Origin of the sequence: Halothiobacillus sp., assembly GCF_027346185.1 — a bacterium.
In the GTDB taxonomy this organism is placed as follows: Bacteria; Pseudomonadota; Gammaproteobacteria; order Halothiobacillales; family Halothiobacillaceae; genus Halothiobacillus.
On the sequence record NZ_DAIESY010000020.1, the window covers coordinates 1 to 10,806 of the forward strand.

General features: G+C 55.4%; 5 protein-coding genes, 1 tRNA gene and 1 pseudogene. 3 read left to right on the top strand and 4 right to left on the bottom strand.

Going from position 1 to position 10,806, the window contains the following annotated elements; genetic code table 11:
• The 3 genes from M7R55_RS01560 to M7R55_RS01570 form a co-directional block, all read right to left on the bottom strand.
• The coding region (locus tag M7R55_RS01560) for a type I polyketide synthase (RefSeq protein ID WP_298217876.1) at positions 1-5,837 on the bottom strand (5,837 nt) is incomplete at its 3' end.
• Between the two features lie 665 nt (positions 5,838-6,502).
• Positions 6,503-8,137, bottom strand: a complete 1,635-nt coding sequence (groL, locus tag M7R55_RS01565; RefSeq protein ID WP_298217878.1) for a chaperonin GroEL — start codon at positions 8,135-8,137, stop codon at positions 6,503-6,505.
• A 39-nt stretch (positions 8,138-8,176) separates the two neighbouring features.
• Positions 8,177-8,467: a co-chaperone GroES gene (locus M7R55_RS01570; RefSeq protein WP_012823508.1), complete on the bottom strand. Its 291-nt coding sequence runs from the start codon at positions 8,465-8,467 to the stop codon at positions 8,177-8,179.
• Between the two features lie 380 nt (positions 8,468-8,847).
• Here M7R55_RS01570 and icd point away from each other — a divergent pair, with 380 nt between their 5' ends.
• The 3 genes from icd (at position 8,848) to M7R55_RS01585 (ending at position 10,577) form a co-directional block, all read left to right on the top strand.
• Positions 8,848-10,113, top strand: coding sequence for an NADP-dependent isocitrate dehydrogenase (gene icd, locus M7R55_RS01575; RefSeq protein WP_298217883.1), 1,266 nt, complete (start codon positions 8,848-8,850; stop codon positions 10,111-10,113).
• A gap of 150 nt (positions 10,114-10,263) precedes the next feature.
• Positions 10,264-10,452, top strand: a complete 189-nt coding sequence (locus M7R55_RS01580) for a CPXCG motif-containing cysteine-rich protein (RefSeq protein ID WP_298217884.1) — start codon at positions 10,264-10,266, stop codon at positions 10,450-10,452.
• Positions 10,453-10,500: 48 nt separating this feature from the next.
• Positions 10,501-10,577 (top strand) — tRNA-Arg (locus tag M7R55_RS01585).
• A gap of 18 nt (positions 10,578-10,595) precedes the next feature.
• Here M7R55_RS01585 and M7R55_RS01590 read toward each other — a convergent pair.
• Positions 10,596-10,806: pseudogene (locus M7R55_RS01590) on the bottom strand (hypothetical protein); the annotation flags it as partial.

Here is a 10,806-nt window from a genome sequence, read left to right on the forward strand (position 1 = left end):
ACACCGCCCGCACCGCCGTGAATCAAGACCCGCTCACCCGCACGCAACCGCGCCATTTCCACCAAGGCGAAATACACGGTGAAAAACACCGTCGGCACGGTCGCCGCTTGCGCAAACGACCAGTGCTCCGGCATACGCCCAACGGCATGGCCGAGCGTGACCACATGGCTGGCAAAGCATTGCGGCCCGAAGCCCAACACGGCATCGCCCACCGCCACATGATCGACCCTCGCACCCACGCGGGTGATGATGCCCGCACACTCCAAACCTAAGCTTGCGCCGGAAAAACCGTTTTCGACCGCTTCATCGCCCAGCAAGCCCATGGCGAACATCACATCGCGGAAATTCAGCCCCACGGCGTGCACCTTGAGCTCAACCTCGTCGTCGTCAAGAACGGGTTCTGCCACCGATTGCCACTGCAAGTTGCGCAATTGGCCAGGGAAGTCGAATTTGAGCGCGCAGCGATTCATCGAGGCATCACCCGATAATGTGGGCTCGTCCGCTGCCGGAACCACGCGCAAACCCTGCACGCGACCGGCTTCAAGAATCAACTCGTGCTCCTCGGGCGGTTGGCTGAACAGACGCTGTAGCTCAGCACGCAGCCATTGATCCTGCGCATCGCCACGCGGATCAATCAGGTACAAATTCAGCCCCGGATATTCATTTATCGCCACCCGCGCCATGCCCCATAGGGCGGCATTGACGGGTTGAGCCGAAGGCCTTTCCCGCGAAGCGGGCTTCGGCCAGGGATGGCCGAAGGGTTGGAGGCCAGGATGAGCATGAGCATCAGAATCACTGGCCAAAGCCCCAAAGGGCAGCAGCAGAAAAATCGGCCGCTTACTTTCTTCCCGCGAAAGATTTTGCAGCCGCGCAAGCAATTGATGGGTAGCATTCAGCGTGGCGGCGGCCAAGTCTTCCGAGGATGAGAGAATGCCACTGAGCAGGATGAGCGGACACTCGGGCGCCGACGTATCCTCAGTGACCCGTTCAAACGCAACCATGAGATCAAGCTGCTCGACCAGATCGTTTCCGGCAGGATTTAAAGGCACAAACTGAGCCAGCGGCTTGGCCGATAATCCGGGCTGATTCGCTACGCTGATTTGCTCCGTAGCAGAACACGCCGCTGGGATCGTATCGATATGCAACGCAGCGCCTAAATGTGCTTCATCATCAGGTTCATACCAATGTTTGGTTGTTTGCGGCGAACTTTGGGCAAACCGAGCCATGCACTCATCTGTAACGCTATGAGCTTGCCACTGAGCCAAACCATCGCCAGCCGTGGCGAGCCCCTCAATCCATGCCGCATAGATTGATGACTCTGGCTGCATGATGACCCGCAACCCGCCGACTGCGGAGGATGTCAAGGCGTCGACATCCAACGCGCGACCAAAGATAGCCGCACCCTCAAGCCAGAGCAGGTCAAATGAACCCAACGCACCATCAGCGAGCTGTTGCTGAAACTGCACCCACGGCAGTAGTCGCATGTGCTGCGGATCATGAGCGACCCAGCTTGAAAAAACATCGCTATCAGGGGAAGTGGCATAAACCATCACGCCGAGCGTCGGGAAATAGGCGCGCAAAACTTGGGTGAATTGATGGGGATCACTGGGTTGATCGCCCACCAACAGCACACGCAAGCGCCGCACCCCAGCCCGTGCGAGCCCTTGCCCGAGCTGTTTGCAGAACTGATCACGCAGCCAGCGTCTCCCTTCGGCGGCCAGCCCGTCAGCTTGCCATTGTGCGTACAAGGCGCTGTGCTGCGCCATCGCCAATGCATTCGCCGCCTCCGCTTGGCCCCGCAGTCGCTGCTTGAGGTGCGTACCCCAGCGGGCAATCAAGGTCGCCTCGGCATTGGCCTCGGGATAGTCTTGGCTGAGCATCGTCCAGATCTCGTGGCTCGACGGTGGTGCTTCGCGCAGGGGGTGCGGCGTGGTCTTGGCATCCACATAATCGTGCACACTGAGTTGTGACAGCACACCGCGATACAGCGCTGAATCGCTGGGCACATCCGCAGGTAAACGCCCTTGGGTATCGGCGAGTTCTGCCACCGCTTCATAGGCACAAGAAATTGCCAGCGCATCCAGCAAGGGGCGAATTTCAGCGTAATAACGCGCGCGGCTGACCGAACCGACAAGCACCGGCTGACTATCAAGCAGTGCAGGCCAGCGATCAGCTAATTGAATCCGTACTGTTTTTCCTGGTAGATCAATCGCTTGGGTTTGCCATAATTGCGGTGCTGGGTTGGCCGCCGCGAAATGCGCTGCCTTAAAGCGGCAATCGCGCAGCTCGGCAATCAGTTGCCCACCCGCATGATGCAACGAGAAATCCGCCACCACCGAATGCGCTGACACGCGCTTGATTCGCCCGTGAAAGCCAGCGGGCTGCGTGCTAGACTGCGCCACCACAAGACGCCCCACATGAACCGGCAAATAGCTTTGCCGTGTGGCCGAGCCCATTGCCCCAGTGTGCGACAGCAAGGACTGAAAACACAGATCCAGCATCGCGGGGTGAAGATAGTGCGCATGATCTTCAGTAACCATCGCCGGTAGCGCAAATTCACCCCGGATTTGGTTACTTGAAACGGTTAAAGCACCGAGACCCCGGAAGCTCACCCCATAATCCAGCCCAAGCGCCTTGGCGGTTTGATAATGCGTGGCCGCATCAATGACACTCGCATCAGCGGGCATATCGAGTTGGACGGGCTGAGCAATCAAACCATCAACCATGTCATCGGTCATGTCATCAACCAGGGCACGCAATTGCCCCACGGCATGTTCCGTCCAGTCATCGTCACTTAAGCGACGGCGGCTTTGAATGGAAAAGCGATGATCGTGGCCGAAAATACGGGTGCGCAGGGTACGGCTCTGCCCGGCTTCAAATACCAGCGGATGCAAAATACTCAGCGCCCGCACTTCCGTTTTCGGCCAATGCAGCCCCAAATCGGCGGCAGCAAGCGCCAGTTCGAGATAGGCCGCGCCCGGAAATACGACCGAGCCATCGACCCGATGATCGTTGAGGTAAGGCACCCGGTCGGCATCAAGGATATTTTCCCAAGTGAGGGGCGCATCTTTAAGCGGATAGCCCAAGAGCGGATGCACATTGGCGCGATAAATCAGGTTGTAGCCTTCGTTAGTCTCTTCCGCCCAATAGCGCTGGCGCTGCCAAGGATATTTAGGCAGATCAATCACCGCAGGCCTTTTCGATTTAGGGATTGCTTGTAATCCCAACTGCAAACGAAATTTGAGCGCGGCTTCGGAGAAATCCAACCAACCATCGGCTTGCTTTCGCGCCAGTGTGATGACATTGAGTTTTTGGATTTTTTTGTGCTCGGCACATTGCACGATGTACCGGGGCAAAATCGCATTGGGGCTGATTTCCACAAAGAGCGAACAGCCTTCATCCAGTAAATGCGAAATGGCTGAGGCAAACTGCACCGGTTCGCGCACATTGCGCCACCAATAAGCAGCATCGAGCGCCACACCCAAATGTGGCGCGCCCGTGACGGTTGATACGAAGCCTGAACCGTGACGGGGTTTAAGAGAACCCAAATGAGTGGTGATCTCATTGGCGATGGGGTCCATCGCCGCGCTATGGAAGGCGTAATCCAAATCCAATAGGCGCGCAAAAACGCCCTTTTGTGCCCAATGGTCATTCAAGGCCGACAGCGCCTGTTCATCGCCAACCAGCGTGAGCGAGTTGGGCGCGTTAAAACCAGCAATCGTGCAAACTTGCTGGTCGATATTGAGCTCGGCCAAGGTGGGGGCCAATTGTTCAGGCGAAATCGCAGCGGCCAACATGCGACCACTACCCGCTGTTTTGGCTTGCGCACGGCTGCGAACAAGCACCACGGCAATCGCATCATCCAGGCTCAAGCATCCAGCCGCCCAAGCAGCGGCGATTTCGCCCACACTGTGACCGAGATACGCATCCGCCGACAATCCTTCGGCGCGCAGCAACTCGGTATAGGCAACCTGAATCGCGAACAGGAGTGGCTGGGCAACCGCTGTATCCTGCAATCGACTGGCATCGGTTTGCTTTTTTAATTCGGCAATCAAGGACCAGCCGAGCTGCGGACGCATTGTCCGGTCGAGTTTGCGCAAACTTCGCGCAAATACGGCTGATTCGCGTAACAGTGCCAAACCCATGCCTTGCCACTGAGCGCCATTGCCGCCATAGACAAACGCACAACGGCGCGGTTCGCGAGAAGATGATTTGGTGGCTACCTCTTGCAGTACCACACCGCGGCGGAGCTCATCGCCCTCGATTTGCTTCGCCGTGTGTCGCAAGCGCTGTGCGATTTCTGCTACCGAATCACCGATAACCCCCAAACGCAGTGACAACCACTCCCGTTGTGAAGCAGCGGCCTGTGCCACGGTCACGTAGTTATCAGGATTCTCTTCAATCAAATCGGCATATGCGCACGCCAGAACATTCAGCGCGAGGCGATCCTTGGCGCTGATCATCAGCGCGGGCAACGACTGAAATTTTTTGGCTGCTTTGGTTTCAACCGTTTCAACCGCTGGGGCGGATTCGATTATCACATGGGCATTGGTACCACCAAAACCAAAGGAATTAACCGCAGCAAAAGCGGGACGCTCTTGCACCAACAGCGCAGTTGGCTGACGGACAATCTCGATGTGATATTTGTCCAAAGCCAACTTGGGATTGAGCACACTCGAATGAATCGATGGTGGAATCGTTCGATGCTGTAAAACCAACACGGCCTTAATCAAACCCGCCATGCCAGAGGCAGGTTCCATATGGCCAATATTGGATTTGATCGAGCCGACAGGCAGCCGGTTATCTTCAGAACGTGCATCACCATAAACCCGACCAATGGCCTCGATCTCAATCGGGTCGCCGATCGACGTGCCCGTGCCGTGAGCTTCTACATAATCGACATCGGCCGGGCTCAAGCCTGACCGGGCCAACACCTGCTGCAATAAACGGGTTTGGCCCTCGACGCTAGGTATGGTGATGCCGGTTTTGCGCCCGCCATCGGAATTCGTGCCCGTGGCGCGAATCACGGCATGGATTCGATCTCCATCCCGCTGCGCGGCATGTAAGGGCTTGAGCAACAAAACCGCACCGCCTTCAGCACGCGCATAGCCATTGGCATCGGCGCTAAACGATTTCGAGCGACCATCAGCCGATAACATGGACGCATGTGAAAACCCAACAAACGGATAGGGATGTGCCAGTAAATTCGCGCCACCCACCAAGGCGGTTTCACTCTCGCCACGCCGGATCGATTCACAGGCCATGTGCAAGGCCACCAATGAAGAGGAGCAGGCGGTGTCAATCGACAGGCTCGGTCCATGCAAATCATAGACATAAGACAGTCGATTCGCCGCAATACTCAGCGTACCGCCGAGCATGGAGTAGGCATTCATCGACGCTAAATCATCAACTGTGCGCGTGCCGTACTCCGTTGAGGAAATACCGACGAACACCCCGCAGGCCGAACCCGCATAGATGGACGGCGGGATTCCCGCGTCTTCAAAGGCATGCCAAGCCAACTCAAGCAAAAGGCGATGCTGGGGATCTATTTTGGACGCTTCGCGCGGGGAGATTCCAAAAAAAGCCGGATCGAAATCCCCAATATCTTCAACGATACCCGCCTTAAACGTGACACTCCGTCCGGGCTCATCCCGCCTATCGTGTTGGTGGAATTCTGTGCCGAAACGCTCAGAAGGCACCTCGGTAACCAAATCACGTCCATTGATCAAGGATGTCCATAAACCTGCTTCACTGGAAAGCCCCCCAGGAAAACGTAAAGCCATACCGATCACAGCGATTTCTTCACCGGCTGCGTTCCGCTTTTTTTTATTTATCATAATTTATTCATAGTAGGCAGTTATGGAACCGCAGATTAAATCAGGGGTTCCTTGCGACACCAAGCAGGCTTTTCGCTCTGAACATTCCATCCTTGACTCCGTGTCTTGGCCTTATGCAAATGTACGCGGGCCAGTACCCGCCCAACCCGTGTTGCGCATTTCAATGACTCACGTCTTCGTGCGCCAGAGCACCACAAGCGCAGCACGAAAAGCGCTGAACGAACAGAACATTTGGCCCAGACCACGTATGCAGGCCCATTTTGCTGCCCGTTTTCATATAACCGGATAAGCAAATTGAAGTCATACGATTCTCAGCCTGACTCATTTGACCGGACCGTTTCATGAGGAAAATCTCTCCTAATAAATGGTATAACCGCAGTTTATCAGGTGATTGAGAGTTGATCTGAGGTTTTTTTAACACCACGACCTACGCAAATAAAGCGGTGAAGGTAGCTCATGCTCGGGTTTCCTCCCACCAAGCGACCCCCCTTTTCATCGTATGACGTACCCCAGCAAAACATATAGATGTGGCATCATTGGTATTAAGTCACATCTGATTTTGCCTCAGAGATAATAATAGGCATAAAAAAGCCCCGCACATTATTAACGTGCGGGGCGTTTTGTCTTTTCGGGCGATCTCCGGGCGATCCGGAGATCAGGCTGCGTTACATCATGCCGCCCATATTGCCCATGTCGCCGCCCGGTGCGGCTGGCGAATCAGACTTCGGCAGTTCGGCAATCATGCATTCAGTGGTGATCATCAGACCGGCCACGGAAGCTGCGTTCTGCAACGCGGAACGGGTGACCTTGGTTGGGTCCAGAATACCCATTTCGATCATGTCACCGAAAGTGCCGTTAGCCGCGTCATAACCGAAGTTACCTGAACCCGAACGAACCTGATTCACGATCACTGAAGGCTCTTCACCACAGTTGAACACGATCTGGCGCAGTGGATCTTCCATCGCACGCATAGCGATCGCGATACCGGTATTCTGATCGGTGTTGGCACCGGTCATGCCGCGAATGGCTTCGAGGGCACGAATCAAGGCAACCCCACCACCGGGAACCACACCTTCTTCAACCGCAGCACGGGTCGCGTGCAGTGCATCGTCAACGCGGTCTTTCTTCTCTTTCATTTCGACTTCGGTCGCCGCACCCACTTTGATGACAGCCACGCCGCCAGCCAGCTTGGCAATACGCTCCTGGAGTTTTTCCTTGTCGTAATCGGAAGTTGTGGTTTCCATTTGCGTACGGATTTGGGTCACGCGACCATCGATATCCGCCTTGTCGCCCGCGCCACCGATGATAGTGGTGTTTTCTTTGCTGACCACGATGCGCTTGGCACGTCCCAAGTCATCCAGCGTGATTTTCTCGAGGTTCAGGCCCACTTCATCGGAAATCACCTGGCCGCCGGTCAGAATCGCGAGATCCTGCAGCATGGCTTTACGACGATCGCCGAAGCCCGGCGCCTTGACCGCAGCCACTTTGACGATACCGCGCATGGAGTTGATGACCAGAGTCGCCAACGCTTCACCTTCGATGTCTTCGGCGACGATCAGCAAAGGCTTGCCCGCTTTGGCAGCGCCTTCGAGTGCTGGCAGCATCTCACGGATATTGCTGATTTTCTTGTCGTGCAACAGGATGAACGGATCTTCCAGTTCTGCAGACATGGTTTTCTGGTTATTGACGAAATACGGCGAGAGGTAACCGCGATCGAACTGCATCCCTTCAACCACGTCCAGTTCGTTCTCGAAGCCAGAACCTTCTTCAACGGTGATCACACCGTCCTTGCCCACTTTGTCCATCGCCTCAGCGATAATTTTGCCGATGCTCTCGTCCGCGTTAGCGGAAATGGTGGCGACCTGGGCAATTTCTTTGCTGTTGGTGCAGGGCTTGGAGATTTTCTTGAGCTCTTCGACCGCAGCGATCACAGCTTTATCGATACCGCGCTTCAAATCCATCGGGTTCATGCCTGCGGCAACGGCTTTAACGCCTTCGCGCACAATCGCGGCGGCAAGAACGGTGGCAGTAGTGGTGCCGTCACCGGCGATATCGGCCGTTTGCGAGGTCACTTCTTTGACCATCTGCGCGCCCATGTTCTCGAATTTGTCTTCGAGTTCGATCTCACGCGCAACGGTTACACCGTCTTTGGTGACGTGCGGCGCACCGAAACTCTTTTCGATGACAACGTTACGGCCTTTTGGCCCCAAGGTGACCTTGACGGCATCAGCCAAAACATTCACGCCGCGCAACATGCGGTCGCGAGCAGAACTGGAAAAACGAACTTCTTTAGCAGCCATGTGAGATTGCTCCTTAACTTATTTACGTAATGAGGAAAATTAACCTTCGATAACAGCGAGCAGATCGTCTTCGCCCATCATCAAGAGTTCCTCGCCATCCACCTTGACCTTGGTGCCGGCATATTGATTGAACAGGACTTGGTCGCCTGTCTTGACGCCCATAGGACGAACTTCGCCTTTGTCGTTGCTCTTGCCGGGGCCTGCGGCAACTACTTCACCACGGTTTGGTTTCTCAGCGGCGGAATCGGGCAGAACGATACCAAACGCCGTTTTGCGCTCTTCTTCCACGCGCTTGATCAAGACGCGGTCATGTAGGGGACGAATTTTCATTGAGATCACTCCGTATCAAGTTCAAGTCAAAAATTTGCGCATCCGTCGATCAAGACCAATGCGCGCCAGTAACGAGTCCTCAACATGGGGGTGCTGTTTTGAATTTCAAGAGTGAAATTTCACACAGGTACAAAAAGCGAACTGTTTCGATAAAACTTCAAGGGAAGCGTTGATTTATTCAGTGCTTCCCGCTTGGGTCAGGATGCCCCAACACGAATCAAAGACTGACCGTCTTTGATTCGTGAGCGCTCATCGCGGGCGGGTACCGCGATGAGCGCGCTGATTTATTCCAAGGATGGAATAAATCAGCATTTACCAAGATATACTGATGAAAAGCTCAGTTTTATTCGATTAAACCCTTTATTAGAGGCATACACGACATGACCCAATCCGCTTCCCAGTACATCAAAATCCCCCAAGGCGAGCGCATCACTGCCCATCCGGATGGATTGATCACCGTACCGAACACACCGATCATTCCGTTCATTGAAGGCGACGGCATCGGTGTCGACATCACCCCCGTCATGAAAAAGGTGATTGATGCCGCGGTCGCCAAGGCCTATGGCGATACGAAGAAAATTGCCTGGATGGAAGTGTATGCCGGCGAGAAGGCGACCAAAGTCTATGCAGACGATAAAAGCGGCCTGCCAGCCGAAACCATGGCCGCCGTGCGCGATTACGTCGTCTCCATCAAAGGGCCATTGACCACACCCGTCGGCGGCGGCATTCGCTCACTCAATGTCGCCCTGCGCCAACAGCTCGATTTGTATGTCTGCCTGCGTCCCGTGCGTTATTTCACCGGCACGCCCAGCCCGCTCAAACACCCGGAAAAAACCGAAATGGTCATCTTCCGTGAGAACGCCGAGGACATCTACGCCGGTATCGAATGGGCCGCGGGCACGCCGGAAGTCAAGAAAGTCATCGACTTCCTGATCAATGAAATGAGTGTGACCAAAATCCGCTTCCCCGAAAGCTCCGGCATCGGCATCAAGCCCGTCTCGCGCGAGGGCACCGAACGGCTCGTGCGCAAGGCGATAGAATACGTGATCGACAACGATCGCAGTTCCCTCACCCTCGTGCACAAAGGCAATATCATGAAGTTCACCGAAGGCGGCTTCAAGCAATGGGGCTACGATCTAGTGAAAAAAGAGTTCGGCGCAACCGAAATCGGTGGCGGTTGGTACAAATGCACCAACCCGAAAACCGGCCGCGAAATCACCATCAAAGACAGCATCGCAGATGCCTTCCTGCAACAGATACTGCTCAGACCGGAAGACTACGACGTCATCGCGACCCTGAACCTCAACGGCGATTACATTTCCGACGCGCTGGCAGCCCAGGTTGGTGGTATCGGCATCGCTCCCGGCGCCAATATGTCCGACTCCATCGCCATGTTCGAAGCCACCCACGGCACCGCGCCCGACATTGCCGGTAAAAACCTGGCCAACCCGGCATCGCTGATTCTCTCCGCCGAAATGATGCTACGCCACATGGGCTGGCTTGAAGCGGCCGATCTCGTCATCAAAGGTGTCGAAGGTGCAATTGCCAACAAGCGCGTCACCGGCGACTTCGCCCGCCTCATGGACGACGCCACCCAAATCGGCAGCGATGCCTTCGGCGATGAAATGATCAAATACATGAACTGATCGCTGCCAGAAAACAGTGCCTGACCGTCCGATCGAACAGCCCGCCCGAGGTACTTTTCCGGAGCGGGCTTTTTCGTCCATACTCGATTAACCAACCCACCCGTTCGCGATCAAATGACCAAGCGGCACCACAAGAACCGGAAGCACCCCATGGACCTTCAACCCGAAGTCAGCGTGCAATGCCCCTACTGCTGGGAAACCATCGACCTGCTGCTGGACGCCAGCGCCGGCACGCAGGAATACGTTGAAGACTGCCCCGTATGCTGTCGCCCGATCATCGTCCACGTATCTTTCCTGTTCGATGAACCCGAAGTCTGGGTCGAACCGGAAATGAACTAGGAGATGACTTTTCATCGACCCATAGTGCTGTGGTAGCATTCGACCGCCGTCTACGTAGCTCAGTTGGATAGAGCGGCCCCCTCCTAAGGGGCAGGTCGGGGGTTCAATTCCCTCCGTGGACACCAATAAAAACAACGGCGGTTTCAATGACCAAGTGCAAAAAGAGCAGCATGATGCTGCTTGAAGTCGAAGGCGTCCGGTGTAAACAACTCGGCGGGACACTTAAAGCCCAGCGATTTGCGTGGTCGCGTGTTCAGTTGCCAGGCAATCGCGTCCAGCTCTTCTTGAGTGAAGCCACTCAGGTCGCTCCCCTTGGGTAGGTACTGCCGCAGCAGGCCGTTGGTGTTCTCGTTG